This is a genomic window from Mesorhizobium sp. P2_B5 (assembly GCF_056404775.1).
In genome coordinates this window covers 155,522-181,022 of sequence record NZ_JBFUDJ010000009.1, presented here as the reverse complement: position 1 = coordinate 181,022, position 25,501 = coordinate 155,522, and the positions used below count along the sequence as shown (strand labels likewise).

At 64.2% G+C, this 25,501-nt stretch carries 26 protein-coding genes and 1 pseudogene; 23 read left to right on the top strand and 4 right to left on the bottom strand.

Annotated features, from left to right (window positions below):
• Nucleotides 1-130 precede the first annotated feature (130 nt).
• The 7 genes from ligD to AC1D1N_RS24960 all read left to right on the top strand — a co-directional run bounded on the left by ligD (nt 131) and on the right by AC1D1N_RS24960 (nt 11,668).
• On the top strand, nt 131-2,065 hold the full coding sequence (gene ligD, locus AC1D1N_RS24990) for a DNA ligase D (protein ID WP_477351692.1): 1,935 nt from the start codon (nt 131-133) through the stop codon (nt 2,063-2,065).
• A gap of 163 nt (nt 2,066-2,228) precedes the next feature.
• Complete coding sequence (locus AC1D1N_RS24985; RefSeq protein ID WP_436260247.1) at nt 2,229-3,200, top strand: ArdC family protein; 972 nt, start codon at nt 2,229-2,231, stop codon at nt 3,198-3,200.
• Nucleotides 3,197-3,568 (top strand): DUF2958 domain-containing protein, encoded by a 372-nt coding sequence (locus tag AC1D1N_RS24980; protein WP_256754696.1) that lies wholly within the window; start codon nt 3,197-3,199, stop codon nt 3,566-3,568. The genes AC1D1N_RS24985 and AC1D1N_RS24980 overlap by 4 nt, the downstream gene beginning before the upstream one ends.
• 170 nt (nt 3,569-3,738) lie before the next feature.
• On the top strand, nt 3,739-5,871 hold the full coding sequence (locus AC1D1N_RS24975; RefSeq protein ID WP_436260246.1) for a ParB/RepB/Spo0J family partition protein: 2,133 nt from the start codon (nt 3,739-3,741) through the stop codon (nt 5,869-5,871).
• Between the two features lie 96 nt (nt 5,872-5,967).
• Nucleotides 5,968-10,317 carry a strawberry notch-like NTP hydrolase domain-containing protein gene (locus AC1D1N_RS24970; RefSeq protein WP_436260245.1) on the top strand — a complete coding sequence of 1,450 codons (4,350 nt, stop codon included), beginning with the start codon at nt 5,968-5,970 and terminating at the stop codon, nt 10,315-10,317.
• Nucleotides 10,314-10,616 (top strand): hypothetical protein, encoded by a 303-nt coding sequence (locus tag AC1D1N_RS24965; RefSeq protein ID WP_436260244.1) that lies wholly within the window; start codon nt 10,314-10,316, stop codon nt 10,614-10,616. Before AC1D1N_RS24970 ends, AC1D1N_RS24965 begins: the two co-directional genes overlap by 4 nt.
• The gene (locus AC1D1N_RS24960) at nt 10,616-11,668 is read left to right on the top strand and encodes a DUF7146 domain-containing protein (RefSeq protein ID WP_436260243.1); all 1,053 of its coding nucleotides are present in this window, start codon (nt 10,616-10,618) and stop codon (nt 11,666-11,668) included. Before AC1D1N_RS24965 ends, AC1D1N_RS24960 begins: the two co-directional genes overlap by 1 nt.
• A 78-nt stretch (nt 11,669-11,746) precedes the next feature.
• Here AC1D1N_RS24960 and AC1D1N_RS24955 read toward each other — a convergent pair whose 3' ends face one another.
• The 4 genes from AC1D1N_RS24955 to AC1D1N_RS24940 are packed head-to-tail and all read right to left on the bottom strand — an operon-like array spanning nt 11,747 to nt 14,683.
• Nucleotides 11,747-12,190 (bottom strand): lipocalin-like domain-containing protein, encoded by a 444-nt coding sequence (locus tag AC1D1N_RS24955; protein ID WP_436260242.1) that lies wholly within the window; start codon nt 12,188-12,190, stop codon nt 11,747-11,749.
• 51 nt (nt 12,191-12,241) lie between these two features.
• Nucleotides 12,242-12,709 (bottom strand): cyclophilin-like fold protein, encoded by a 468-nt coding sequence (locus tag AC1D1N_RS24950; protein WP_436260241.1) that lies wholly within the window; start codon nt 12,707-12,709, stop codon nt 12,242-12,244.
• 12 nt (nt 12,710-12,721) lie between these two features.
• Nucleotides 12,722-13,468 (bottom strand): SDR family oxidoreductase, encoded by a 747-nt coding sequence (locus AC1D1N_RS24945; RefSeq protein ID WP_436260240.1) that lies wholly within the window; start codon nt 13,466-13,468, stop codon nt 12,722-12,724.
• A 27-nt stretch (nt 13,469-13,495) separates the two neighbouring features.
• Nucleotides 13,496-14,683, bottom strand: a complete 1,188-nt coding sequence (locus AC1D1N_RS24940) for an MFS transporter (RefSeq protein WP_436260239.1) — start codon at nt 14,681-14,683, stop codon at nt 13,496-13,498.
• A 93-nt stretch (nt 14,684-14,776) separates the two neighbouring features.
• Here AC1D1N_RS24940 and AC1D1N_RS24935 point away from each other — a divergent pair, with 93 nt between their 5' ends.
• From AC1D1N_RS24935 to AC1D1N_RS24860, 16 genes and pseudogenes are all read left to right on the top strand, one after another.
• Complete coding sequence (locus AC1D1N_RS24935; RefSeq protein WP_436260238.1) at nt 14,777-15,670, top strand: LysR family transcriptional regulator; 894 nt, start codon at nt 14,777-14,779, stop codon at nt 15,668-15,670.
• A gap of 109 nt (nt 15,671-15,779) precedes the next feature.
• Nucleotides 15,780-16,249: pseudogene (locus tag AC1D1N_RS24930) on the top strand (toprim domain-containing protein); the annotation flags it as partial.
• A gap of 361 nt (nt 16,250-16,610) precedes the next feature.
• Nucleotides 16,611-17,537 (top strand): DUF2493 domain-containing protein, encoded by a 927-nt coding sequence (locus AC1D1N_RS24925; protein ID WP_436260237.1) that lies wholly within the window; start codon nt 16,611-16,613, stop codon nt 17,535-17,537.
• 59 nt (nt 17,538-17,596) lie between these two features.
• Nucleotides 17,597-18,025, top strand: coding sequence for a hypothetical protein (locus tag AC1D1N_RS24920; protein ID WP_436260236.1), 429 nt, complete (start codon nt 17,597-17,599; stop codon nt 18,023-18,025).
• Nucleotides 18,026-18,229: 204 nt separating this feature from the next.
• Nucleotides 18,230-18,397, top strand: coding sequence for a hypothetical protein (locus tag AC1D1N_RS24915; protein ID WP_436260235.1), 168 nt, complete (start codon nt 18,230-18,232; stop codon nt 18,395-18,397).
• Nucleotides 18,398-18,532: 135 nt separating this feature from the next.
• Nucleotides 18,533-18,973, top strand: coding sequence for a hypothetical protein (locus AC1D1N_RS24910; RefSeq protein ID WP_477351659.1), 441 nt, complete (start codon nt 18,533-18,535; stop codon nt 18,971-18,973).
• A 623-nt stretch (nt 18,974-19,596) separates the two neighbouring features.
• Nucleotides 19,597-19,923, top strand: coding sequence for a DUF736 domain-containing protein (locus tag AC1D1N_RS24905; RefSeq protein ID WP_436260233.1), 327 nt, complete (start codon nt 19,597-19,599; stop codon nt 19,921-19,923).
• A 178-nt stretch (nt 19,924-20,101) separates the two neighbouring features.
• Nucleotides 20,102-20,362, top strand: a complete 261-nt coding sequence (locus AC1D1N_RS24900) for a DNA -binding domain-containing protein (RefSeq protein WP_436260232.1) — start codon at nt 20,102-20,104, stop codon at nt 20,360-20,362.
• Between the two features lie 136 nt (nt 20,363-20,498).
• Nucleotides 20,499-20,747 carry a transcriptional regulator domain-containing protein gene (locus AC1D1N_RS24895; RefSeq protein ID WP_436260231.1) on the top strand — a complete coding sequence of 83 codons (249 nt, stop codon included), beginning with the start codon at nt 20,499-20,501 and terminating at the stop codon, nt 20,745-20,747.
• Nucleotides 20,719-21,264, top strand: a complete 546-nt coding sequence (locus AC1D1N_RS24890; RefSeq protein WP_436260230.1) for a DUF2285 domain-containing protein — start codon at nt 20,719-20,721, stop codon at nt 21,262-21,264. Before AC1D1N_RS24895 ends, AC1D1N_RS24890 begins: the two co-directional genes overlap by 29 nt.
• A 141-nt stretch (nt 21,265-21,405) precedes the next feature.
• Nucleotides 21,406-21,687, top strand: coding sequence for a helix-turn-helix transcriptional regulator (locus tag AC1D1N_RS24885; RefSeq protein ID WP_008877975.1), 282 nt, complete (start codon nt 21,406-21,408; stop codon nt 21,685-21,687).
• Between the two features lie 17 nt (nt 21,688-21,704).
• Nucleotides 21,705-22,865, top strand: coding sequence for a replication initiator protein A (locus tag AC1D1N_RS24880; RefSeq protein WP_477351655.1), 1,161 nt, complete (start codon nt 21,705-21,707; stop codon nt 22,863-22,865).
• Nucleotides 22,862-23,350, top strand: a complete 489-nt coding sequence (locus tag AC1D1N_RS24875) for a DUF2840 domain-containing protein (protein ID WP_436262003.1) — start codon at nt 22,862-22,864, stop codon at nt 23,348-23,350. The genes AC1D1N_RS24880 and AC1D1N_RS24875 overlap by 4 nt, the downstream gene beginning before the upstream one ends.
• On the top strand, nt 23,347-23,892 hold the full coding sequence (locus AC1D1N_RS24870; protein ID WP_436260229.1) for a S26 family signal peptidase: 546 nt from the start codon (nt 23,347-23,349) through the stop codon (nt 23,890-23,892). Before AC1D1N_RS24875 ends, AC1D1N_RS24870 begins: the two co-directional genes overlap by 4 nt.
• Before the next feature lie 70 nt (nt 23,893-23,962).
• Entirely contained in the window at nt 23,963-24,298 is a 336-nt protein-coding gene (locus AC1D1N_RS24865; protein WP_436260228.1) for a DUF736 domain-containing protein, read from the top strand.
• A 3-nt stretch (nt 24,299-24,301) separates the two neighbouring features.
• Nucleotides 24,302-25,075 carry a lytic transglycosylase domain-containing protein gene (locus tag AC1D1N_RS24860; protein WP_436260227.1) on the top strand — a complete coding sequence of 258 codons (774 nt, stop codon included), beginning with the start codon at nt 24,302-24,304 and terminating at the stop codon, nt 25,073-25,075.
• The last annotated feature ends 426 nt before the right edge of the window (nt 25,076-25,501 follow it).

Here is a 25,501-nt window from a genome sequence, read left to right as displayed (position 1 = left end):
GACGCGCGCAGGACTTCGGCTTATACGCCGTTCTTCCTTTGAGCGCCGGCGGTCGCCGGCGCGGAGATGCTTGGGCATGGAACCGAATCCCGGGCAGGGTATTGAATGGGACTATGTATCCGAGTTCCGCATGTCGGTTGTAGATGGCACTCTCAGCATCAGCAAAAGGCCCACACGGCGCAGAGACTCAGAATCTATCCCTACATATCCGCTGCCCGGGTTTCGGTCGTTCCAGCTCTGCACATTGACAGATGACATACCGACGGGCGGGGATTGGCTCTTCGAGATGAAGTTCGACGGCTATCGTGCCCAAGTCGCCATCTCCGGCTCGAACGTCGTCGTCTATACCCGCAATGGCCACGACTGGACCCGACAGTTCAAGGTCATCCTGCCGCCGCTTCAGAGACTGACCAAAGGCGCGATGCTGATCGATGGCGAGATCGTCGCGATCGACAGCCAGGGCCGCACGAACTTCTCCATGCTGAAAACCGGCATTGCCGCAGGTATGCCCCTCAAGTTCTATGCCTTCGATCTGCTTGAATGCGATGGCGAAGATCTGTCGAACCAGCCGCTCCTCGAGCGCAAGGCGCGACTTGAATCCCTGCTGGGCGCGCGCCGCCCTGACGACAGCCTGCAATTCTCCAGCCACATCGTCGACCAAGGCAAAAGGGTGTTCGACGCCATGTGCGAGGGCGGCCACGAAGGCGTCATCGCCAAGCGTGCCGGCAGCTCCTACGTCGGCGACCGCACCGGGAGTTGGCTCAAGATCAAGTGCACGAAGCGACAGGAATTCGTCGTCGGCGGCTATCGACCAAGTGATACAGGACACGGCATGGCCTCGCTAATCCTCGGCACTTACGACAATGGCAAGCTCATCTATCGCGGCCGCGTCGGCACGGGGTTCACCGCGGCGATGCGCAAAGACATCCTCGCGAAGCTCGAGACACGCCGTGTTGACAAACCGGCTTTCGCCTCCGTTCCGCGAGACATTGCCCGCCGTGCCCGATGGGTGAAGCCCGAGTTTGTTGCCGAGGTCACCTATGCCGAAGTGACATCGGACGGCAGCTTGCGGCATCCAAGCTTTAAGGGCATGCGGGAAGACAAGCCAGCCGACCAGGTGGTGATGGAAATGCCGAAGACGCCTGGCTCCGCCAATCTCGATCCGGGAATCGGGAAGGAGATCGCCGCTGCTGTCGGCGTCAAGCTGACGCATCCGGACAAGGTCATGTATCCGGGGACCAAGGTGACCAAGGCCACGCTCGCCGCCTACTATGCCGTGGTCGCCGAGAAGATGCTGCCGCACATCCAGGATCGGCCGCTATCGCTGGTGCGCGATACCGACGGCGACCTGCAACAGACCTTTTTTCAGAAACACAGACTGCCAGGCATGCCTAAGGCCATCCATGACGGCCAGTTGGAGAAGATGTCCGGGAAGGAAAGCCGGATCTTGTGGATCGATGACCTGGCTGGGCTGATCGCAGGCGTTCAGATGAACGTGCTCGAATTCCACATCTGGGGAAGCCTGCGCAAGCAGCCGGATCTGCCACACCGCATGATCTTCGACATCGACCCCGACGAGGGCTTGGGCTTCACTGCCGTCAAGCAGGCAGCCCTCGACATACGGAGCATCCTGGAAGCGCTTGGACTGCAGTCGTGGCCGCTGCTGTCCGGCGGCAAGGGCGTTCATGTGGTCGTGCCGCTCGTCCCGGAGGCAGACTGGGACGAGGTCAAGAGCTTCTGCCAAGACTTCGCCGAACTGCTGGCCCGTACAGATCCGTCGCGCTTCGTCGCCAACATGAGCAAGGCCAAGCGCAAGGGCCGAATGTTTCTCGATTACCTACGCAACGGCCAGGGCTCCACTGCAATCTGTCCCTGGTCCACTCGGGCACGCGCGGGGGCGGGGTGCGCGGTGCCCGTCAGCTGGGAGGAGTTGCCCTCCTGCGAAAGCGCCGACGGTTTCGATGTTTTCGCCGCCGCCGCGCGGGCTCAGCTGCCGGAAGCCTGGGAAGGCTATTTCGACGTCGAACAAACGCTTACCGAGCGCATCCGCCACGCAGTCCGGTAGGAATAAGCAGTTGGCGCGGACCGCCTTTGCCCAAAATTCGAGAGCGTCCCCCTTCTGCGGGAGACCCCCCGCAACGCCGTCTAGAGTGAGAGTACGGACCGGTTTGCCGTGACGGGTTGAGAGCTGGAGGAGAGGCCTTCGGCGCCCGTCGCGGAGAACCGCGATGTCCAGACATTACGCTCGCGCCGGCGCCGACCGGTCAAGCCTCTATGACGATATCACCAGCAAGATCATCGCCGAACTGGAAGCAGGGCGCTTTCCCTGGGTGCAGCCCTGGGGCACGGCGGCGGCGCAAGCGCCCCTTGCTATGCCGGCCAATGCCGCGACAGGCCGCGCCTATTCCGGGATCAACGTGCTGATCCTGTGGGGAGCGGTCGTCGAGCATGGCTTTCCCATCCAGGGCTGGCTGACTTTCCGCCAGGCGCTATTGCTGGGCGGCCATGTCCGAAAGGGCGAACACGGCACCACCGTCGTTTATGCTGACCGCTTCATCCCTGACGACGCGAAGAATCGCGCTCGGGAAACCGGCGAGGCGGCACAGGCCATACCGTTCCTGAAACGCTTCATTGTGTTCAACGTAGCGCAATGCGAAAATCTGCCCGACGATCTGGCCGCGGCTCCGCCTGCACCGGAACCCGGACTGATCGAGCCTACAGTCGAGACGCTGATCAAGGCGACAGGTATCGATTTCCGCATCGGTGGCAGCAGTGCCTATTATGTGCCGGCGCAGGACTACGTGCGGGTGCCGCCCCCGCAGGCCTATTTCGAGACCATCGACTGGCACCGCACCGCCCTGCATGAGCTTGGGCATGCGACCGGCCATGCCTCCCGCGTCGGCCGCGACCTCGGAGGCGCCTTCGGCACCAAGAGATATGCTTTCGAGGAACTGGTCGCCGAGATGAACGCAGCCTTCTGCTGCGCCTCGCTTGGCATCGTACCAACCGTGCGCCACGCCGATTACCTGGCCTCCTGGCTCGAGGTCCTGCGCGAAGACAACCGCGCCATCGTTCGTGCCGCCTCCCAGGCCAGCAAGGCGGCCGACTGGCTGCTTGCCTTCCTGCCGCAACCTGACGGTGCGGCCGAGGCTGGCCCGGTCGACGTTGATGAGGCCGAGATCGACAGGAGGGCGGCATGATCCTCCTCACCGACGAACTGCGCGAGCGGCTGCTCGCCAATGGCCGCGAGCGCAACGCCGATCACGCACCGGTCGTGAAGTTCTTCAATCCGCTCGGCGAAGGAACCTGGCTCGCGACGGAGCTGGGTGCCGATGGCGACGCCATGTTCGGTCTCGCCGATCTAGGCTATCCCGAGTTGGGCAGTTTCTCACTCCTCGAGATGACGTCGGTCCGGCTGCCCTTCGGCATGGGCATCGAGCGCGACATTCTATTTGCCACCGACCTGCCGATTTCGGCCTGGGCAGAGGCGGCCCGCCGGGCCGGAAGCATTCGCGACGCCGAACGCGTCCTCTATCTGGCCGCCCAGTCTGGTCGGGAGGGCGCGTGAGATCTCGGCTCGAAATCCGCAAGGCCGCAGATGCGCAAAGCGTGTCTGCGGCCTTGTGTCCCTTCAGCTCCGCGTGCGGCGCAGTCCTCAGAGTGAGAGGGCTGCGTCTTCCTTTGTGACGGGTTTGGAGGTCGAGAGAGTCTCAGCCGCCCGTCGCGGAGATAGTCCACATGGTTACGCCCAAGCAGAAGATCACCCTCAACGCCTCGCGTGATATCCCCTTCAACAAGCTGATGCTGAGCCAATCCAATGTCCGGCGCATCAAGCGCGGGGAAACGATCGAGGACCTAGCCGCCTCGATCGGGCGGCGGGGTCTGCTCCAGAGCCTCAACGTCCGGCCAGTGTTGGATGGCGAGGGCAACGAGACCGGCATGTTTGAGGTGCCGGCTGGCGGGCGCCGCTATCGCGCGCTGGAACTGCTGGTCAAGCAGAAGCGCATGATCAAGACCGAGCCAGTTCCCTGCGTCGTCACCAACGCCGACAGTGAGGTCCCGATCGAGGAGGATTCACTTGCCGAGAATTTTCAGCGCGAAGATTTACATCCGTTGGACATGTTTCGCGCCTTCCAGACCCTGCACGACCAGGGCGCCAGCCACGAGGACATTGCGGCACGCTTCTTCGTGTCCGCTACCTTTGTCCAGCAGCGCCTGCGACTCGCAAAGGTTTCGCCCAAGCTGCACGAGGTCTACGAGCAGGAGGGCATGCAGCTCGAGCAGCTCATGGCCTTTACCGTGACCGACGACCACGCCCGCCAGGAGCAGGTCTGGGAGGCGCTCGAAAACTCCTGGTCGAGGGAACCGCAGCAGATCCGGCGCCTTTTGACGGAGACCACGGTGCGCGCGACCGATCGCCGGGCGCTGTTCGTCGGTGTCGAGGCGTATGTCGCTGCCGGCGGCGTGGTGCTGCGCGACCTGTTCGAGTCCGACAATGGCGGCTGGCTGCAGGAGCCCGTTCTGCTCGACCGCTTGGTCCGGGACAAGCTCAGGTCCGCCGCCGACGAGATCGCGGAAGAGGGTTGGAAATGGATCGTCGTCGATGTCGATCTGCCCTATGGCCACGATCACGGCTTGCGGGCACTGGCCGGCACCCCCGTCAATCTGACCGACGCGGAGCGGGCGGAACGCGAAGCCCTGCGCGCGGAGTACGATCGGCTGCAAGCCGAGTATGGCGAATCCGACGAACTCCCCGACGAGGTCGATCAGCGTCTCGGCGAGATCCAGTCTGCGCTTGAGGCCTTCGAGAGCCGGCCGATGAACTACGATCCCGCCGATATCGGCCGCGCCGGTGCCTTCATCAGCATCGACCGTGCCGGGGACCTGATCGTCGATCGCGGATATGTGCGCCCCGAGGACGAAGCGATGCAAGCGGTCGACGATGACGCCGCCGAGCCCGACGGTGCGACCGAGAGCGAGGAGGGCAGGGACGATAGTTCGGTTCGCCGCGCCACCATCACCATCGGCGCGCAAACGTCCGAGCCCGATGAGGATGACGGCGACGCCATTAAGCCGCTGCCCGAACGCCTGGTGATCGAGCTGACCGCGCATCGCACGTTGGCGCTGCGCAATGCCGTGGCCGAGAACCAGCATGTGGCGATCACGGCGCTGTTGCATCGGCTCGTCCTCGACACCTTCGGTCATCGCTCCGCAACCGGCTGCCTCGAGGCGTTCGTCCGACATGTCCACTTGCCGACGCAAGACGCCGAGCTGAAAGACAGCGCCGCGGCCAAGGCGATCGACGAACGCCATGAGGCGTGGACGGGGGACATCCCGCTCGGTGACGACCAGACTCTGTGGGCCTGGCTCGACAGTCTCGATGAAGCCAGTCAGCACACACTGCTGGCGCATTGCGTCAGCTATGGGATCAACGCGCTGTTCGAGCGGCCTAACCCCTATGGCAGCGGCGTTTCCCAGCACGGGCTGGAGCAACGCTTGCGCGAAGCCGACCGGCTCTCCCACGCCACCGGGCTCGACATGGTGGATGCGGGTTGGCGTCCGACGGTCGAGAACTATCTCGGTCGCGTTACCAAGGCCCGCATCCTCGAAGCCGTGCGTGAGGGCGTCGGCGAGCAGGCAGCTCAACTCATCGACCACCTCAAGAAGGGCGACATGGCCAAGGAGGCCGAACGCATCCTTGCCGATAGTGGCTGGCTACCCGAACCGCTCCGTATGATCGATCAGGACGCATCGCCCGCGCAGCCGGGCGAGGGCGAGGAACCTGACCTGCCCGAGTTCCTCGCCGGCGATCACGAAGACGACTCGGCGGCAGCCGATGAGGACATCGCTCACGCGGTCGCTGCCGAATAGCACCCATCGACGGGCCGGCTCCGGCCTCCCCGTTTCCTTTCACCTCACCCTCGTGGCCCGACGCCCTGTCGGGCCTTTTCGTTTCAGGAGACATCCATGTCCGCCCACATCGTCTATGACAACGCCCCGCTCGGCTCGCTGATCCGCTACTCGGACGACACCCCCAAACCGCCCGCGCGCTTTGCAGCCGGCGCTATCTTCGCCGCCGCTGGCCTGCTGCTTCCCCGTCTCGAACGCGGCGAGTGCATCGACGCGCCAAACCTGCGCTCGGCGATGGAAGCCGCATTCGGGGCCTCCGACGCTGCCGGCGCCTGGGACTGGAAGCAGGCCTACGATGCCTGCGAGGCCGCGACGGTCCTATTCCTGCGCAAGTACGGCAAGGCGTTGTTCCGCCAGGCCGCGTCGCCGGCTCTCCGGCTTTCCGCATTGTCGAAGATCGCCGGTCTCATGCCGACGCATACCCGCCGATCCGAAGAGGCGCAGACCTTCCAGCAGTTCTCGACGCCGATTCCGCTCGGCCTGGTCGCGGCAACGGCCGCCGCCATCACGCCCGCCGACCGTGTGCTGGAGCCTTCCGCCGGCACCGGGCTGCTCGCCATCCTGGCCGAGACAGCCGGCGCCTCGCTCGTCCTCAACGAGCTTGCCGAGACGCGCGCGGCACTTCTCTCCTGCCTCTTTCCGGCCGTCTCCGCCAGCCGCTTCGACGCCGCCCAGATCGACGACCATCTCGATCCCGGCGCCGTGCCGAGCGTGGTGCTGATGAACCCGCCTTTTTCGGTCATGGCCAATGTCGAGGGCCGCATGATCGACGCGGCCTGGCGGCATATCGCCTCGGCGCTGGCGCGTCTTGCGCCCGGCGGGCGGCTGGTGACGATCACCGGTGCGAACTTCGCGCCCGACCATCCGGCCTGGACCGCCGCCTTCACTCGCCTGCAGGAACGTGGCCGCGTCGTCTTCTCCGCCGCCATCGGCGGCTCGGCCTACGCCAAGCATGGCACGACCTTTCCGACACGCCTCACCGTCATCGACAAGCTCCCGGCGGACAATCCCACCGTCTTCGCGGATGCTCCCGGCATCGCTCCGGATGCGGCGACGCTCCTCGCGTGGATTGAGGAGCGCCTTCCCGCGCGGCCGCCGGTCGTGATGGCCGCCGTTTCCAGCGCGGCATCGGCGGTCGCCGCACCCCGCACCGTGCACGGCTCTCTCACACGCGCGGCGAGAACCACGCCACGCATGTCGATCGCCGAACCGGAAGCCATCGACCTCGCCTATGAGGCTGTCGACTGGCAGGCAGCCGAGGACGGCCAGATCAGCGACGCCATCTATGAGGCCTACGGGCTTCAGGCGATCCGCATCCCCGGCTCTCGGGCTCACCCCACCCAGCTCGTTCAATCGGCGGCCATGGCCTCGGTGGCGCCACCCAAGCCCAGCTACCGGCCGCGCCTGCCGAAGAACGTCCTTGACCTGCTCTCGGACGCGCAGCTCGAGACGGTCATCTATGCCGGCGAGGCTCACGCCGAGTATCTCGCCGGCGCCTGGCTGCTTGACTATACCTTTGACGTGGTTAGCGCCGCGGCCGATGCCACCGCAGGGGCCGTGCGCTTCCGGCAAGGCTTCATGATCGGCGACGGTACGGGTGTAGGCAAGGGCCGCGAGTCCGCCGCCGTCATTCTCGACAATTGGATGCAAGGCCGGCGCAAGGCGGTCTGGATCTCCAAGTCCGACAAGCTGATTGAGGATGCGCAACGCGACTGGTCTGCACTCGGCATGGAGCGCCTGTTGATCACCCCGCTATCCCGCTTCCCGCAGGGCAAGCCGGTCACGCATGCGGAAGGCATCCTATTCACCACCTATGCCACGCTGCGCTCCGACGATCGCGGCGAGAAGGTTTCGCGGGTCAAACAAATCGTTGAATGGTTGGGCCCGGATTTCGATGGGGTCATCATTTTCGACGAGGCGCACGCCATGCAAAACGCCGGTGGCGGCAAGGGTGAACGCGGCGACGCCGCCCCCTCCCAGCAAGGGCGTTCCGGCCTGCGGCTACAGCACGCCCTGCCGAATGCCCGCATCGTCTATGTGTCGGCGACTGGCGCGACGACCGTGCACAATCTCGCCTATGCCCAGCGGCTCGGCCTCTGGGGCGGCGAGCATTTTCCATTCTCGACCCGCGCCGAGTTCGTCGAGGCGATCGAGGCCGGCGGCGTGGCGGCGATGGAAGTGCTGGCACGAGACCTCAGGGCACTCGGCCTCTATACGGCCCGCTCGCTCTCGTTCAACGGCGTCGAATACGAGCTGATCGAGCATGAGCTGACGCCCGAACAGGTCCGCATCTACGATGCCTATGCCGGCGCCTTCGGCATCATTCATAACGATCTCGATGCGGCCATGCAGGCTGCCAACATCACCGGCAGCACCGGCACCCTCAATGCCCAGGCCAAGTCGGCCGCGCGCAGCGCTTTTGAAAGCGCCAAGCAGCGCTTCTTCGGTCATTTGTTGACCAGCATGAAGACGCCGACCCTGATCCGCTCCATCACCCGCGATCTGGAGGAGGGCCATGCGGCCGTTGTCCAGATCGTCTCGACGGGCGAGGCGCTCATGGAACGGCGGCTGGCCGAGCTGCCGACTGAGGAATGGAACGACGTCCGAGTCGACATCACGCCGCGCGAATACGTGCTCGACTATCTCGCCCATTCCTTCCCGGTGCAGCTCTATGAGCCCTTCACCGACAGCGAGGGCAATCTGTCGTCGCGCCCGGTCTACCACGATGGCCAGCCCGTCGAGAGCCGCGAGGCGGTCGCCCGGCGCGACGAGCTGATCGCCAAACTCGCCAGCTTGACGCCTGTCCCCGGCGCACTCGACCAGATCGTCCAGCATTTCGGGGTGGACATCGTGGCCGAGGTCACCGGTCGCTCGCGCCGCATTGTCCGCAAGGGCGAGCGCCTTGTCGTTGAAAACCGTGCCGGGTCAGCCAACCTCGCCGAGACGCAGGCCTTCATGGATGACCAGAAGCGCATTCTGGTTTTTTCGGACGCGGGCGGAACGGGGAGGAGCTACCACGCCGAACTGTCGGCCCGGAACACGCGGCTGCGTGTGCATTATCTGCTCGAGGCCGGCTGGAAGGCGGATACCGCAATCCAGGGCCTGGGCCGCACACATCGCACCAATCAGGCGCAGCCGCCACTCTTCCGGCCGATCTCGACCAATGTGAAGGCGGAAAAGCGCTTCCTCTCGACGATCGCGCGGAGGCTCGACACGCTGGGCGCAATCACGCGCGGCCAGCGCCAGACCGGCGGCCAGGGCCTGTTCCGGCCAGAGGACAATCTGGAAAGCCACTATGCCCGCGATGCGCTACGGCAACTCTATCTGCTGATCGTACGCGGCAAGGTCGAGGGCTGCTCGCTCGAGCGTTTCGAGGCGGTGACCGGTCTCAAGCTGATGGATGCCAATGGCATCAAGGACGAGTTGCCGCCGATCACCACCTTCCTCAATCGCCTGCTCGCACTGACCATTGCGCTGCAGGGCGTGCTGTTCGGTGCCTTCGAGCAACTGCTGGCGGCGCGCATCGAGGGCGCGATCGCGTCCGGCAGCTACGATGCCGGGCTGGAGACGCTGCAGGCCGAAAACTTCGTCGTCACCGATCGGCAGGTGATCTACACCCATCCTCGCACCGGCGCCGAAAGCCGCATGCTCACGATCACCGAACGCAAGCGAAATCGGCCCGTCACGCTCAATGCGGCGCTCGATCATCTCCGCGATCCGCGTGCCTTACTGCTTATCAACGAGCAATCGGGCCGCGCCGCCGTACAGATCCCGACCCCCAGCGTCATGCTCGACGATGGCGAGGTCGAGCGACGTGTCCGCCTGATCCGGCCGATGGAAGGCCAGAACATGCCGCTCAAGGCCATGGGGGAAACACGCTGGGTCGAGGCCGACCGCGAGGCGTTCGCAACTGCCTGGACCGCCGAAATCGCGGGGGTGCCGGAGTTTTCGGACTCGGTCTTGTACATGGTCACCGGCCTGCTGCTACCGATCTGGAAGCGCCTGCCGAACGAGTCGACCCGCGTTTATCGACTTCAGACCGACGAGGGCGAGCGCCTCATCGGCCGCCGCGTCTCGCCGGCATGGGCCGCCAACGCCTCTGCGACTAACGTTGTTGCGCTGTCGCCGGAGCAGGCGTTTGCGGCTCTGCTGGACGGCCGGGCCATCCTCGATCTTGCCGAGGATCTCCAGCTTCGCCGCAGCCGCGTCATGGGCGCGTGGCGCATCGAATTGTCCGGCTTCACCGACACGATGCGCGAGCGCCTCACCGCCTACGGTCTCTTCCACGAAATCATTTCGTGGAAGCTCAGGATTTTCGTGCCGATCGACGCCAACGGGCTTGCCGTGCTGGTGCGCCTGCTCGACCGCTTCCCAATCGAGCGGGTCAGTGAGCGGGAGGCTGCATGATGCCGCGTCACGCTGCATCCGACCTCGCACACCGCCTCGGCGAATATGCCGAGGCGGTGTGCCGCCACTACCTCGCCGATGGCCGTCGCCAGGGCAACTATTGGACCATCGGCGACGTCCGCAATGCGCCGGGCCGCTCGATGTTCGTGCGTCTGCAGCCATCCCCGAAGGGGCCGCCAGGGAAATGGACCGAGTATGTTGCGCCGAGGGTTGTGTTGCGCCGCCGCGATTGGGCGCTGTCCTGCAGGCGATCGACGGCTTTTACGCAACATAATGTCAGCGCGCGGGAGGTGTCGTGATGCCCCGCGACGCTTCCGAACTGTCTCGCCGCCTGGCTCGCCACGCAGAGGCGGTCTGCCGGCACTACCTGTCCAATGGTCGACGCCGGGGCCGCTACTGGACGGTGGGCGACGTGCGCAACACGCCCGGCCGATCGATGTTTGTCCGGCTCAATGGGCCGGAATCCGGTCCCGGTGCGGCCGGGCATTGGACTGATGCCGCCTCAGCCGAATATGGCGATCTCCTCGACGTCATCCGCGAGAGCTGCGGGCTCGTCGATTTTCGCGATGTCGCCGATGAGGCGCGGCGCTTTCTCAGCCTGCCGCAGCCCGAACTCTGCCGGGCCCCGACATCTGTTCGCACACCTGTCCCCGCCGGATCGCCCGAAGCGGCGCAGCGCCTCTTCGCCGTGTCGCGATCGATCAGCGGCACGCTGGTCGCCACCTATTTGCGCAACCGCGGCATCAGGAATTTGCGCGGCACGGGTAGTCTTCGATTTCATCCGCGCTGCTACTATCGACCTGAGGGCGACGGCCCGACCGAGAGCTGGCCAGCGATGGTCGCTGCTGTCACCGATCTCGAAGGGACGATCACCGGCGCGCATCGCACCTGGCTTGCCCGCCACGGTTCCGGAAAGGCGCCGATCGACACGCCGCGCCGAGCCATGGGCGGTCTCCTCGGCCATGCCGTCCGCTTTGGCGCTGCCGACGACGTACTCGCTGTAGGCGAGGGCATCGAGACGATGCTGTCGCTGCACTGTGCTGTGCCGGCCATGCCGATGGCGGCCGCGCTCTCGGCCAACCACCTTGCAGCCCTTCTGCTCCCGCCGACGCTGCGTCGGCTCTACATCGCCCGCGACGCCGACGCCGCAGGCGACACGGCGCTCGCGGCATTGACCGAACGCGCCGAAGCAGCAGGCATTGAGACGCTTGCCCTGTCTCCGCGGAGGGGCGACTTCAACGAGGACCTGCGCACATTCGGCGTCCACGCGCTCCGACGGACATTGCACATCCAGCTCACGCCGCAGGACGGCGTTCGCTTCATGCGCGGGGGAGCGGTCGAGACGAGGTGACAGATGTGGACTGGACCGTCCTGGCCGATCCGACGAAGGGGCATCAGAGCTGTCCCGGCTCGGCGATAGAAACTGCCCTTATTGGCGCTTGTAAGTCACGCGCCAGCCTTCAACGGGGTTAGATGGCAAGATGACGAGTTGGTCCGTGGTGACTTCGTATTTGCGCTCCAGGCGCTGCCCGATCAGATCGCGCACGAGCGACGACTTGACCGTGATGGCGAAGGTGCCGTTGCCTTCATTGACCTCGACCGGGCCATAGTAGGCTTCATAGCCATTAATCGTGTACGTCGTGGACTTTGCAGCCGGATTCGCGTCCATGGCCTGCACTGACAGCGTGCTGTCCTTGGCGAAGATGACCTGGCCGGAATACGGCACCTCGACCACACTGCCGTCTGCATTGGTGCTTTGCAGGGATGTCATCTCCCATGAGCCATAGATGCTGGCTTTGTCATTCTGGGCGAAGGCCGGTGCGGTTACGGCAACGGCCATCGCCAGGATGGCGATCTTCAGGTTGGTTCGCATGGGAAGTCCTTTTCTGTTGGAATTGGCGTCCGGGGGCGTCGCCGGCTGGTTTCAGATGCGTTCGATGCGCACAGGAAATTTCCCACGCACAAGCAGCGGTTCGAAGCCGCCCTCAAATCGGCCGAGACGGATCAGCCCGTCCCAGCGATAGTTGTCGTGGAACAGGGCCAGATTGCCCCAGGGCTTGAAGTAGCAAAGATCGCCGGGCTGCTCGTTTCCGAACGGTCCACTGCCGTCCTCGGTCAACTTGCGCGGCAGGCGCACGATCTTCTCGTTGCTGCCGAAGTCTTCGATGGCGAGGTCAAGAGGAAGCAGCGATGCCAGATCGCGCGCTGACGGATTGTCATAGAGCACAGCGGTCAGGGTCAAATCGTTGAAGCTGAGTTTGATTCTCAATCTGGTTGGCTCCTGGCTCGCCGGGTCGCGCCCCGTTTGGGCTTTGGCGCCAATGGGCAAGGAAGCTGCCAAGGCTCCACCGACCAGGGCGCGACGCGTGATGGGGGTAAACCGGCCGGTCATGCTCGATCCGCCTCAGACCGGCTGGGCCGTCGGACGGAAGAGGATTTCGTTCACGTCGACATCATCCGGCTGGCTGATCGCGAACGCCACCATGCGGGCGAACGTGTCAGCGGGAACTGCGATCTTGCTGACAAAGTCCCTGGTGCCTTGCTGGACGTCCTTCTCGCTTATGTGCTCCAGCAGCTCCGTGCTGACGGCACCGGGCGAGATGACGGTCGTGCGAGTGTTGTACGGCTTCACCTCGCGGCGCAGCCCTTCGGACAAGGCCCGGACGGCGAATTTCGTGGCGCAGTAGACAGTCGCGCCGGGATCGACGAAGTGACCGTAGACGGAAGACACATTGATGATGTGCCCGGACTTGCGGTCCTGCATGTGCGGAAGCGCCGCGGCTATGCCGTAGAGGACGCCCTTGATGTTGACGTCGATCATACGGTCCCATTCGTCGATCTTGAGCCGCTCCAGCGGTGCAAGCGGCATGAGCCCGGCATTGTTCAGCATCACGTCAACGTGGCCGAACTCGCGCACCGCAGTGTCAACGAGATTTTTGACCTGATCGCGATCGACGACGTCCGTCACAATGGCGCGGGCCTCGTAGCCGGCTGCGGTCAGTTCGCCGGCAAGGGCCCCGATGCGGTCTGCCCGGCGGGCGCCGAGAACGACTGTCGCTCCGCGCTCTGCGAGATGGCGCGCGGCAGCCTCACCGAGGCCACTGCTTGCGCCGGTGATGACAACGACCTTGTTTTCGATTCCGTTGGTCATGACATATTCCTTCTTTGTGTTGTTGGGTTAGCGGGCGCGGCTGGCGATAAGTGCCAATCCCGCTGAGGCTGTAAGGAGAACGCTGGCCAACAGAAAAGTGCTCCACCAGCCGGCGGTATCGAGGAACGCGCCCCCGGCGAACGCGCCGCCTGCAATCGACAGCTGGATCAGCGCGACCTGCAAGCCGCCGCCCGCTTCGAGATCATCGGGAACGATGCGGGTCAGCCAGGTGCCCCAGGCGACCGGGGTGGGCGTGGCAAAGAATCCCCAGATGACCAGCAGCGTGATCGTGACACCTGCCAGCGGTCCGGAAGCGATCAGCAGGAGTGCAAGCAAGGCGAGTATGGCGGGAAGCCCCACGACGGCGGCCGTCAGGCTGCGGCGGAGCAAAAGGCCTATCAGCGAGGTGCCGATGATCCCGCCGATGCCAAGCCCCAGAAGGGTCAGCGACAGGCTGCTCACCTCGAGGCGGGTGACGTTTTCGAGGAATGGTCTGATGTAGATGGACAGCGCATTCTGGCCCATGAAGGCAAGGCCGGTCGCGGCCATACCGAGCGCGAATGTGCGGCTGCGCAACAGGCGGAAAGCGCTCCATGCGGAGCCCGCCGCCCGCGCCGGCATTTTCGGGAGAATGGCGGTCTGCCACACGAGGGCGACAAGGCCGATCGGAACGGTGATAAGGAAAGTACCGCGCCAGCCGATCAGTTCCCCCAGATAGCTGCCGACCGGAGCAGCGACCACGACGGCAAGCGCGGTGCCGCCCTGAAGAACGGAAATCGCACGGAACAGGTCTGCGGGTTGCGCCAGGCGTGCCAGGATGGCCGCCGATAGCGACCAGAAGCCGCCGATGGCAATGCCGACAAGCGCGCGGCCCAGCAGGAAAATGAAGAAGTTTGGAGCGAGGGCGACCGCCAGGCTCGAAACGGCCAGCACTGCAGTATAAAGCAAGACGACCATCTTGCGGTCGAGCCGTCCCAGTACCGATGTACCGAACAGGCTCGTGATCACTGCAAAGAAGCCCGACACCGCAATGGCTTGTCCAGCCTGCCCTTCCAGTACGTTCAGGTCCCTGGCAATGGGTGTCAGCAGGCTTACCGGCATGAATTCCAGCCCGACAAGCAGGAAGCTCAGGAGAGAAAGGCATATGACCGCTGACCAAGGGGTCCCGGCGCGGGTCGCGGGCAAGCGGTCGTCCAGTGTCAATTCCAGAGCCATCGGTTTTTCCTATCCTTGATTGGCAAGATAGGCGTGCTGGCTTTGAGCCACTAGAAGGTATAATCTGTATGAAGTGTTGAGCGGGTTTCACCAATGAGACGGGACGATTTAGCCGAGTTGCGCGCCTTCCTTGAGGTTGCACGGGAAAGAAGCTTTACGCGCGCAGCCGCGAAGCTGGGCGTGACGCGCTCTGCGCTCAGCCATACGATCCGCGCTCTGGAAGAAAATTTGGGCGTGCGACTTCTCTCGCGCACGACGCGCGATGTCGCGCCGACGGCCGCCGGTCAGCGCCTTGCCGAGCGCATCGGACCTCACTTCGAAAGCATTGCCGCCGAGGTCGGCGCCCTCGGCGCCTTGCGCGACACGCCATCTGGTGAGGTTCGCATCGTTTGCCCGGACGATGTGACGGAAATGATTTTCAGGCCGCGGCTGCCGGAGTTCCTTCTCAGATATCCGGACATATCGGTGGAGCTGGTTGTCGACAACGGCTTCACCAATATCGTCGAGCGCCAGTTTGACGCCGGGGTGCGGCTGGGAGAGGCAGTCGCAAAGGACATGGTCGCGGTGCGTATTGGGCCGGATGTCCGTTATTGTGTGGTAGGCGCGCCAAGCTACTTTGAACGCCACGCCGCGCCTGCCAGTCCCGTCGAGCTGACCGAACACAATTGCATCAATCTGCGGATGCAGACTTCCGGCGCGCTCTATGCGTGGGAGTTTGCAAAGGACGGTCGTGAATTCAGCGTACGGGTGAACGGGCAGCTTACTCTAAGCGATTTAAGCTCCGCTTTGGATTTTGCCATCGACGGCATAGGCCTCGCCTACGCGCCGACGGCGCTCGTCCAGCAGTACATAGAGGCCGGCCGACTGCAAGAAATTCTGACGGACTTCTGCCCGACTTTCCAAGGCTACCATCTCTATTATCCGAGCAGGCGCAATCTCTCGTCCGCCTTCAAAGCCATTGTTGATGCCTTTCGCTACCGAACATAGCCGAAAGCGCATCGGTCGTCTCTCCGCCCGAGTGCGCCGCGTCCACCACTCAGAGCAGAGGCTTTCTGCGGAGGACGCCGCAACATAACGCCTGACTCACAACGATTTCACCGACCGCGGTGGACATCTGACCGGCGCGCACCGCACTTGGCTCGCACCGGACGGCAGCGGCAAGGCACTCGTTGACACACCGCGTCGGGCAATGGGTGACCTTCTCGGTCACGCAGTCCGCTTCGGCGTACCCGGTTGCGTCATGGCGGCAGGCGAAGGCATCGATACGACGCTATCGCTCAGATGCGCCTTGCCCGACATGGCGATGGCTGCGGCACTCTCGGCAGGCCATCTTGCCGCCATCCTGTTCCCTCCGAAGCTGCGGCGGCTCTATGTCATCCGCGACGACGATCCGCCCGGCGACGGTGCCCTAGACAGTCTGATCGAGCGCGCTACGGACGCCGGAATCGAGGCAATCGTGCTGTCGCCGGAGACGGAGGACTCAACGAAGACCTCCGCCATTTCGGACTTGCCGCCTTCCGGGCCTCGATTGCGGACCAGCTCATGCGCAAAGATCGCATCCGCTAACTGACACAGGCAGCATGAGCCATGAGGGGGAAGTGCGCGGCGCATGGTGCCGGTGCGCCGCATGGATGCGTGGCCCGCCGGCAGGGAACCGCGGCCCGGCCTTCAAGAGGGCGATCGGGCCCACGAACTGGCCGGCCAGGCAATGGCGACGGCCGACTATTTTCCGGCGGCGCGTGATTGCTCGCGAATGTCAGCGATTGGGCGCGACGCCTTTCCATCGCGAGGCAAAATAGCCGGCCGCCGCCATCCTCCACTGCGCTGCGGCCCTCCGCTTCGCTGCGGGTGTCGGACCGTCCCGCCCGTGCGCTCTCGTCGCCATGAAGGCCGCGAGGGTCGCGGTCAAACCGACGGGAGCATCCCCATGAGCGAGCACGACGACACCGAACCGCACCACGCCGCTTCTCCGACCGATCACATCCTCACCGAACTCCAGCTCTATGGCTGGCGCCCATTTGCCGGCGAGCCCGATCCGCGACCGCTCCCCGGTGGCGACCACGTGGCCGGAGCCGTGGCCGACATCTTTGACGCCCTCATCGCCACCCTGGCCGACACGCGCCTCGAACCCGACCTCGATGACCTGCTCTGGTCCGTCACCAATGTCTTCCACCGAGCTGTACAACGGATCGAGCGGCAACTGGACGACAACGAGCAGGCCCAGCGGGGACTGCAGCGCGAACAGGACGGCAGCGAGATCAAGGCGGTCGAACTCGAGACACTCACCGCCCAAGGCCAGACCATGATCGAACGGCGCGACGCCTTCGAGCTCATGCGTGACCAGGCCGCCGACCACTACGATCAGTACACCGGTTCGACCTGGCGACCGCGCACGGGGTCGATGGTCAACCACCACCATCTCACCGCCGCAATGATCGATAGCCGCGACTTCCTCGCGGCCAAGCGGCGCGCGGAAACCGAGGTCATGTTACCCGCCGGCCCCAAGATCGCCTTCTCCGGCGGCGATACCGCCGATCACGAGCTGATCTGGGCAAAGCTCGACCAAATCCGCGCCAAGCACCCCGACATGGTGCTGATGCACGGCGGATCACAGAAAGGCGCCGAAAAGATCGCCGCCCGCTGGGCCGATCATCGCAAGGTGCCGCAGGTCGCCTTCAAGCCCGACTGGAGCAAACATGCCAAGGCCGCTCCCTTCAAGCGCAACGACCAGATGTTGGCGGTCATGCCGATCGGCGTCATCATCTTTCCGGGCACCGGCATTCAGGAGAATCTCGCGGACAAGGCCCGCAAGCTCGGCATTCCGGTCTATCGGCTCGGCAACGGCGGCGCGTAAGCGCCGTCGGAACCCAAGCGCCCCTATAAATGACTGGGAGGTACGGCATCCTTCAAGCCATGTCGCTCGTGTCCTTTCCCGAAGCACCGGACATCGCGCTTGCCGACACCTTCTTGCGCAATGCCGCCGCCCACCTCGATGGCGCTGACTGGGCGGCGGTTCTAGGCAGGCACAATGCGGCCCTTCACGCCATCGCCATCGCCATTGAATTGCTCCTGAAGTCGCATCTTCTCGGGGTCGCGACCGATGATCGCTGGAACCGCCGCCATATCGGGCACGATCTCGACAAGGCGGCTCTTTACGCCGAGAGAGCTGGATTAGGTCTGCCACCGCGACTGCACAGCGTCATCGTCCAGCTTCATCCTCATTTTCAGCGTGGCGGCTTACAACGGCATCCATCGCGATCATGGCCGTTCGGGTTCTCGCTCGACGCCCAGCTTGCTCAGACGCTCCTGGAGCGTGGTGTCAACAACGCCCGATGCTCCTGACTTGAAGATGACCGCACCCCGCGATCCATTGCGCTGATCCTTGGTTCAGCCGACGGCCTGACGCCATCAACCCGCAAGGGGTCGGACTACGCGAAGCGTGCCGCCGCTCCGGCTTCGCCTTCGCGGTGATTGCGGCCATCGGCTGAACACATCGGGCGCCTGTCAGCGGGGGAGGGTCCTCCGCTTCAAACAGGAGCCGGATCGATGTCCCTCACCGACGCCCATGCCTTCGCCTTCAGCCTCGCCGCAACCCTCATGGTCGCCATCGTCATCTTTCGTGCTGGCGACGGCACTCTCTCCGTCGTGCCGGCGAACGAGTATGACGGCGACGACACCGCCATCATCGGCGAAATCGACCCGTTCGCCCCATGACGGGGCGGACATCGCGCCTGCCGATGCAAGAACGTCGGCGGGTTTCACCCGCGCTTTTCCTTTGCTATGCTGTGCACTGCGCCAGGTGGTGGTGGAAGGCGCAATCGCCAGAGCTATTCTCTCGGAGACACCACCATGATCATCCTCGGCATTCTCCTTTGCATCGCGGCCATCGGCATCTTGTGCTGGTTGCTCTTCACGCTTGCTATCGTCGCCCTCCCTTTGTTCGTCGGCGTCAACGCAAGTACATGGGCATTCAACACGGGTGCCGGCTGGCTTGGCGCGATCCTTGTCGGCATCCTCGCAGCCGGGTTGACGCTCGGCGTCGGCCAAATCCTCCTCGGCGTTACCAGGCCTATGTGGGCCAAGCTGGCGATCGCGATGGTCTTCGTCGCTCCCGCGATCGTTGCCGGCTACCATGCCACTCATGGCATCGCGAAGCACATGATGCCTTCGGAAACCTGGCAGATCGTCTTTTCCGCCATTGGCGCGATCGCCGTCGGCGTCACGGCGTTTCTCCGGGTCGCGGGCATGGCCGCCTGCGACCAATCCGGTAGGGGCATGGTTCGAGCTTAAACCCGCGCGAGCGAGGCGGATGGACCAGAGCTATGAAGGCTTGGCCTCCTTGTCATCGGTGGTTGGAGCACTCGGGATGCATGCCAAGGATCGAGCAACGGCCACGCTCCACGCCGGCGCGGCCTCGTTTGTGGACTTGGACTTTCTTCGGTCGACGCCGCAAGGCAGGCCGACAAGTCGGTGGCAGGACGGCAGCGCGGCCGGTGGCTGCGGCGTTGGAGGTGCGTGGGGTTCCCGGCGCCTGGAATGCGTGGACGACGCCAGTGAACTCGTAGCGATCTGCTGGAGGCGCGTTGGACGCCAACGTCTCCGTTGCCAATCTGTCCCAAGAGCGCTCCAAACGGCCTCTTCAATGGGCTGATCTGGCCGAAGGACGGCTGAAGCCTCGACCGCCTAGGCCGCAACGGCGCGTCTCTACTTTCTTCCCCTGCCGGCTCCCACCCCATGCCGCAAACGCATGGGGACCCCGAGCGCCGCCATTCCTCGCGAGACAAGAAAGTCGTTCCTGCGCCGTCCTCCGCGTTGCTCCGGTCGCAAGCGATGCGTCGGCGGTCGCCTCCGGCCAAGTGATCGCCATCGAGGCCGCATGGTGCGGGCTCGGGAACAGAAAATGGAGACTTACAATGGCTACCATCGGCACCTTCAAGAAGTCCGCCTCGAACGAGTTCAACGGTGAAATCGTCACTCTCAGCGTCCTGGCCAAGAACGTGCGCATCGTCCCAGACACACGCGCCACTGGCGAGAACGCTCCCAGCCACCGGGTGCTGGTCGGTCGCGCCGAGATCGGCGCCGCCTGGTCGAAGACCTCCAACGAAGGCCGCAACTATCTGGGTCTCAAGCTCGACGATCCGAGCTTCAACGCCCCGATCTACGCCAACCTCTTCGACGACGAGGAAGGTGAGGGTTTCTCGCTCATCTGGTCCCGCCCGAACCCGCGGCGGGGTGACTAAGGACCCGCGCAGGCCCCGGCCGGAAGGCCGGGGCCTTCTTGCGCTGACGTCCGGTTCGGTTCACCTCAAGCCGAGAGCGATGCCGAAACCGCATCGCCTGATGCTTATCAACCATCCTCCGTCGGCGCTGTTGTTTCTATAAAATGCAGGCTTTCACTCTGTGAAGACGAGGTAAGCGATGATCGAGCCGTTTGACGAAACCGCGCCGACGGGTGACGAACTCACCGAATACGATCGGGAGCACGTCAAGCTCTATGTGCGCCTGCTTGACGCCGCCGACGACGGCGCGGACTGGCGCGAGGTGGTCGAAATTCTCTTCGGCATTGATCTGACGAAGGAGCCACAACGCGCCCGGCGCATCCATGACAGCCATCTGGCGCGAGCCCGCTGGATGGCGCGTGCTGGCTACCGCCATCTCTTGCGTCAACCCGGCAGCTAGCACCACCGCTCCCGTCGTTCCCGGGTGATGCCGAAACGGCATCACCCGATGCCCGGCGAGGGTCTTCCACCAATCGCTACAACCCGGAATTGTTTTGAGGCGGGGTCTACGCGTTTCTTGCGTGAGGAGCTCTTGGATGAGGCCGGATACGTCGCATTGGCGAGACAATGCCAGCTATGATTATTTCGATACATTACCCATCGAAGGGCTCGCCTGGGAGTGTCTGCGGCGTCACGAACCCTATCAACGGCACTACCAAGCGCTCCTGACGACAAGAACCGAAAAAGCACCCTTCCACCTTGAGACACAGCGGCTGTGGGGGTTGCGATTTCCCGGCCAGGCCGGATTTGTCCGCCTTGGCGCAAGACGTTCTGTGGTCGCCTGACGTCGATCCAGCTGTGGTTTCTCTCGTGCCGGCGCCGGAATTCCTGTCGTCGTTGCGATCGGCGCCTTTGACCGGTCTTGGGGCGGTCCACGACAGCCCGGAAGGACGTCACATCGTCCACAGTGCAGGCGTCGCGACCCAACTTCTCCTTCTGCCGGGCAGTGATCCGCACGGCCACGTGGCGGCGCTGATCCCCTTGGATGCAGAAACGTTGGGACGGATCGAAGCACTCACCCGTTTCTGGCGTTCCTTGCAGGGGCGCCCAACGGGTTCGGACACGCGTATGACCCCACAGCAGCGTCGCCGGTTTCGTCTGATGATGCAGGCCGCTGACGGCCGTGCGAACGGCGCGAGCTACCGCGACATTGCGGTTGCGTTCTACGGACGCAAGCGCATCGCCGCCGATCCTTGGAAGACCTCGGCGTTGCGCGATGCGGTGATCGGCCTCGTCGAAGGCGCCACCGCAATGATCGGCGGCGGCTATTTTCAGATCCTGCGTCATCGCCGTCGACCATAGCGGGTCTGGCCCTGGACAGGGGGGTGGGATTTTAGCCTCCCTCAACTTCCCCATCCCTTGCGAAGCTCATTCTCCGCCACCGTGGTCGCCGTCCACCGCTGAACGCCAGCGGCTGCCAAAAACCCCACGGAGGTCCGACCCATGCGACCCGATATCGCCGTTTTGCCGCCGCGCTTCCTGCGCACCAAGGAAGCCGCGGATTTCCTCAGCCTGTCCGCCCGCACGCTCGAAAAGCACCGTACCTATGGCACTGGTCCTTCCTACCGCAAGCTCGGCGGCCGTGTCGTTTATGCCGTCGACGACCTTCAGGCTTGGGCCGAACGCGGCGCTGTCACCTCTACATCCGACCCGCGTGGATCGGTCCTGCCGGCCAAGCGTCACACGTCGACGCCGCCGGCGCACGGCGGACGATACGCACGCTGACCGCGCGCGGATTTCAAATGGTTTCGCGAAACCAATCCCTTTCGGAGCGCGGGCAACTCGACCTGTTCCGGGCGCTGCCTGGCGACTTCGCTCCACGAGACGCGCAGGATCTCATGGCCTATCCGTTCTTCTCCCTTTCCAAGACCCATCGCGTCACCCCGATCGATTTTGCCGCGCCCAACGTCACGATCCGGGTCGAAGCCGTACCCGATCATGGGATGGCGACCATCTGGGACGCCGACATCCTGATCTGGGCCGCGAGCCAGATCGTCGAGGCGCGCGACACCGGGCTTCGTACCTCGCGCCTGATGGCCGCCACGCCCTATGAGATCCTCACCTTCGTCGGCCGCGGCAAGAGCCTGCGCGACTATCAACGCCTGAAGGCGGCGCTTGACCGGCTGCAGTCGACTACCGTCTCGACGACCATCCGTCAGCCTGCCGAGGGCAGGCGTCACCGGTTCTCATGGATCAACGAGTGGCAGGAGCGCATCGATCGCCATGGTAAACCCGCGGGGATCGAGTTGATCGTCCCCGACTGGTTCTACCAGGCAGTCCTCGATGACGCGCTCGTGCTGACGATCGATCGCGCCTATTTCGACCTGACTGGCGGGCTGGAGCGCTGGCTCTATCGGCTGGTGCGCAAGCATGGCGGACGCCAGCGCGACGGCTGGCGCTTCGACTTCCGTCACCTTCACCAGAAATCCGGCAGCCTGTCGCCCCACAAGCGCTTTGCCTTCGAGCTGCGCGACATCATCCGCCGCCAGCCGCTGCCCGGCTACACGCTCTTCCTCGAAGTGGAGATGGGCGGCCGGACGCTGCTCGCCTTCGAGCGGATCGCCTCCGGTGGAAGGCCTGTGGACAGCCTCGTGCTATCGGGAACCGGACCTATCGTGCCATCGGGAACCGCAGGCTCGTGCTATCAGGAACCCAAACGGGGCCTAACCCTTGGAAAGCAAAGCCGAAATCGCGCCCTTAACTTAGAGTCTAACCCAGAGTCTAACTTTGAAGAGCGCGCTCGTGATGTGCAAAGGCTCATCCGGCGAACCGGCGATGCACTCAGCATAGACGCCGACAAGACCTCGAATGCGCCATCGGTCTCTGACGGCAGCAGCACGGCAACCAGCGTCTCCGAAGTCCCGAATCCGCCTCTTGATCCGCGCACGGGAGCCACCCGATGAGCGCCGCCACGCACCACGCTCGCGACGAACTCGTCCATGTCGAACTGACCTGGGTTGAGAAGAGGCAAGAGAACTGGATACGGTTCGGCACCCACGCCCAGGAACAGATCGTTGATCGTCGCCGGCGCATTCTGTCCTATCGCCCCGGCGCGGTCTTCGCGTTCGTTCGCTGGGCCGCGAACGACTTCGGAACGATCATCTCACGCATCGATATCGTGCGTGCGGTCGCACGTGGCGATGCCTATCAGACACTACCCTTCGTGCGCCCCGGCGGCGATATCCTTCTGAAGGTCGAGAACTGGCCCAAGGTCGAACGCGTACTGCAAGCGATCGACGCCATCGAGCGCCTCGACATCGAGCCTCAGTTGGTGTCGCCCGATCATTGGCGGCACATCCACAACCGGATAACCGCCGGCCACGCGCCGCGAAGCTACACACTCGACCAACATCGGGCCTTCCTGCTGCGCAAGAGGACCGAGCCGTGACGCGCGCCGCGATCATCCTCGCTAGCGTTCTCGCAACCATGGGCGTCGGCTATCCCGGCCTCACTTCGATGCCCACGAAGCTCATCTGGAACGCGTCAGCCAGCGCACCGATCGGCTTCTACACGATCGACTTCGACGGATCCTTCGAGGTCACCGATCTTGTCGCGGTCGACGCGCCCGAGCCACTCGCCGCGTTCCTCGCTGATCGCGGCTATCTGCCAAGGGGCGTGCCACTCTTGAAGCGCATCCTTGCCGCTTCCGGCCAAATTGTCTGTCGATCGAACCTCACCATCACTGTCGATGGTATCGAGGCGGGCGCGGCGCTCGAGCGTGATCGGGCCGGCCGTGACCTGCCGGTCTGGCAGGGCTGCCGCCGCATCTCGACCGGGGAAGTCTTCCTGATGAACTGGCAGGTCCGCGACAGTCTCGACGGACGTTACTTCGGCCTCCTCGCCACCAGCCAGATCATCGGCCGCGCCGTCCCGCTGTGGACGGACGAGGGCGGCAACGGCCGCTTCGAATGGCGCGCGCCAACGCGGTGAGCGCGCGACCGGCGGCGCGTGTCGTGCCGCTAGCCATCATCACCGCACCACTCCAAAACAGGAGCCTGACATGCAGCAGATCGGAGAGTTCAGCCGCCAGAAGACAGGCTATACCGGGCGTATCCATACGCTCAGCCTCAACCTCGATATCGCCATCGTGGCGGCAGAGGCGAGCGAAACGGAGAATGCGCCTGACTACCGCGTTCACGCAGGCAACGAGGATGGCCCCGAGATCGGCGCTGGTTGGAAACGCTCCAGCGAAAAGGCCGGAGACTATGTCTCGATCCAGCTCGACGACCCGACCCTCGCGCAGCCGATACGCGCGAACCTCTTTCGCAATGGCGACGACAAGACGTCCTGGTCGCTGCACTGGGCGCGTCCGCGCGACCGCAGCGAGAAGGATTGAACGATGCGCGCTCGCCGTCCGTCGACGAGCCATCGCGGTGCGCCTGGGCCGCCTCGTGCTGCCCGGCGCATGGCTCTGCTCCTCCTTTGCGGCCTGTCCGTTGCGACCGTCATGCCGGCGCCGACCTTGGCGCAGGAAACACCTCTCACACGATCGTCGCAGCGCGATCCTTTTGGCGCGCACATCATCGAAGCCTCGCATCGCTTCGGCGTTCCGACTGCGTTGATACGCGCCGTCATGCGCAAGGAGAGTGCGGGCGACGTGCGCGCCGTCTCCAGCGCCGGCGCCCGCGGCTTGATGCAGATCATGCCCGGCACATGGGATGATCTGCGTGCCCGCTGGTCGCTCGGCCACGATCCATTCGATCCCCGTGACAACATCCTGGCCGGAACGGCGTATCTGCGCGAACTGCACGATCGCTTCGGCTCGCCGGGGTTTCTGGCCGCCTACAACGCGGGACCTGCACGCTACCAAGCCTACCTCGCCGGGCGTCCGTTACCGGCCGAGACCCGCGCCTATGTCGCAGCACTTGCCCCACTGATCGGTGAAAGCGAGGGTATGCGCCCTTTCGCAGTCGCGTCTGTCGAGGCCATTCCCTGGAAGCACGGCTCGCTCTTCGTGGGTCAGTCGGATCGCATACAAGCTGTCGCTCTCGTGCCGACCGAGCGCCCAGAAAATGACGTGAGCTCCGCGCCCAGCGTGCGCGATGTCTCCGCCATCGTGCCGCTGTCCGAAGGCCTCTTCGTGGCGCGAGCGGGCGAAGGGATCCAGCCATGAGCGCGCATGGGCGTTTTCGCGCAACCGCAAGCTCCAGCGCACCGTGGCGTGGATGGAGGCGGAATGTGGGCAGAACAACCGGAAGATGGCAAGATAAAAGGGCGCACATTGTGCGGCGGTCGGTTGGCTGTTTTTGTTGGCGTTTTCGCCATTTCTCGCACATTGCGGGCTTTTGCGGCAATGTGCGATTTTATAATAAGTTATTGATCTGGTGTGAGAATCTACAAGGTGCGAAGCGCATTCGCTAGGCAATACCGGGTTCGCCCCTTTGTCCTTCAGACGTCTGCACCGGGGCCGTAATCGGACTATCCGCATTTGGGGGACTTCAAACGAGAAGCGGACATATCGCCGATGAGCCCGAGGCCGGAACTGCCTAATTCGGGCTTTTTCGGAGAGTTTCAATGCAATATCCAACCCGCGACACAG

Coding starts and splice junctions, on each gene's coding strand:
- ligD (WP_477351692.1), top strand. CDS start 131: ATGTCGGTTGTAGATGGCACTCTCAGCATCAGCAAAAGGCCCACACGG.
- AC1D1N_RS24985 (WP_436260247.1), top strand. CDS start 2,229: ATGTCCAGACATTACGCTCGCGCCGGCGCCGACCGGTCAAGCCTCTAT.
- AC1D1N_RS24980 (WP_256754696.1), top strand. CDS start 3,197: ATGATCCTCCTCACCGACGAACTGCGCGAGCGGCTGCTCGCCAATGGC.
- AC1D1N_RS24975 (WP_436260246.1), top strand. CDS start 3,739: ATGGTTACGCCCAAGCAGAAGATCACCCTCAACGCCTCGCGTGATATC.
- AC1D1N_RS24970 (WP_436260245.1), top strand. CDS start 5,968: ATGTCCGCCCACATCGTCTATGACAACGCCCCGCTCGGCTCGCTGATC.
- AC1D1N_RS24965 (WP_436260244.1), top strand. CDS start 10,314: ATGATGCCGCGTCACGCTGCATCCGACCTCGCACACCGCCTCGGCGAA.
- AC1D1N_RS24960 (WP_436260243.1), top strand. CDS start 10,616: ATGCCCCGCGACGCTTCCGAACTGTCTCGCCGCCTGGCTCGCCACGCA.
- AC1D1N_RS24955 (WP_436260242.1), bottom strand. CDS start 12,190: ATGCGAACCAACCTGAAGATCGCCATCCTGGCGATGGCCGTTGCCGTA.
- AC1D1N_RS24950 (WP_436260241.1), bottom strand. CDS start 12,709: ATGACCGGCCGGTTTACCCCCATCACGCGTCGCGCCCTGGTCGGTGGA.
- AC1D1N_RS24945 (WP_436260240.1), bottom strand. CDS start 13,468: ATGACCAACGGAATCGAAAACAAGGTCGTTGTCATCACCGGCGCAAGC.
- AC1D1N_RS24940 (WP_436260239.1), bottom strand. CDS start 14,683: ATGGCTCTGGAATTGACACTGGACGACCGCTTGCCCGCGACCCGCGCC.
- AC1D1N_RS24935 (WP_436260238.1), top strand. CDS start 14,777: ATGAGACGGGACGATTTAGCCGAGTTGCGCGCCTTCCTTGAGGTTGCA.
- AC1D1N_RS24925 (WP_436260237.1), top strand. CDS start 16,611: ATGAGCGAGCACGACGACACCGAACCGCACCACGCCGCTTCTCCGACC.
- AC1D1N_RS24920 (WP_436260236.1), top strand. CDS start 17,597: ATGTCGCTCGTGTCCTTTCCCGAAGCACCGGACATCGCGCTTGCCGAC.
- AC1D1N_RS24915 (WP_436260235.1), top strand. CDS start 18,230: ATGTCCCTCACCGACGCCCATGCCTTCGCCTTCAGCCTCGCCGCAACC.
- AC1D1N_RS24910 (WP_477351659.1), top strand. CDS start 18,533: ATGATCATCCTCGGCATTCTCCTTTGCATCGCGGCCATCGGCATCTTG.
- AC1D1N_RS24905 (WP_436260233.1), top strand. CDS start 19,597: ATGGCTACCATCGGCACCTTCAAGAAGTCCGCCTCGAACGAGTTCAAC.
- AC1D1N_RS24900 (WP_436260232.1), top strand. CDS start 20,102: ATGATCGAGCCGTTTGACGAAACCGCGCCGACGGGTGACGAACTCACC.
- AC1D1N_RS24895 (WP_436260231.1), top strand. CDS start 20,499: ATGAGGCCGGATACGTCGCATTGGCGAGACAATGCCAGCTATGATTAT.
- AC1D1N_RS24885 (WP_008877975.1), top strand. CDS start 21,406: ATGCGACCCGATATCGCCGTTTTGCCGCCGCGCTTCCTGCGCACCAAG.
- AC1D1N_RS24880 (WP_477351655.1), top strand. CDS start 21,705: ATGGTTTCGCGAAACCAATCCCTTTCGGAGCGCGGGCAACTCGACCTG.
- AC1D1N_RS24875 (WP_436262003.1), top strand. CDS start 22,862: ATGAGCGCCGCCACGCACCACGCTCGCGACGAACTCGTCCATGTCGAA.
- AC1D1N_RS24865 (WP_436260228.1), top strand. CDS start 23,963: ATGCAGCAGATCGGAGAGTTCAGCCGCCAGAAGACAGGCTATACCGGG.
- AC1D1N_RS24860 (WP_436260227.1), top strand. CDS start 24,302: ATGCGCGCTCGCCGTCCGTCGACGAGCCATCGCGGTGCGCCTGGGCCG.